At 28.8% G+C, this 306-nt stretch carries 1 pseudogene; it reads left to right on the top strand.

Annotation, left to right across the window (positions count from 1 at the left end):
- Positions 1 to 306 (top strand): annotated as a pseudogene (groEL, locus tag LDP10_RS03390) (chaperonin GroEL); the annotation flags it as partial.

The raw sequence follows: 306 nt of genomic DNA, 5'->3' as shown, positions 1-306 counted from the left end.
TGAAGAAGGAACAGGTTTAGAGCATGAATTAGAAGTTGTAAAAGGTATGCAATTTGATAGAGGTTATTTATCTCCTTATTTTATTAATAAACCAGAAACGGGTATTGTAGAATTATAAAATCCTTATATTTTAATTGCGGATAAAAAAATATCTAATATTCGAGAATTACTGCCATTATTAGAAGCTGTTGCAAAATCTAGTAAACATTTATTAATTATTTCAGAAGATTTAGAAGGGGAAGCTTTAGCTACTTTAGTAGTAAATTCTATGAGAGGTATAGTAAAAGAAGCTGCAGTAAAAGCACC

It is taken from the genome of Buchnera aphidicola (Pemphigus obesinymphae) (assembly GCF_026122815.1).
In the GTDB taxonomy this organism is placed as follows: domain Bacteria; phylum Pseudomonadota; class Gammaproteobacteria; order Enterobacterales; family Enterobacteriaceae; genus Buchnera_C; species Buchnera_C aphidicola_BJ.
The sequence above is the reverse complement of the archived record's forward strand: the minus strand, read 5'-3'. Positions and strand labels throughout refer to the sequence as shown.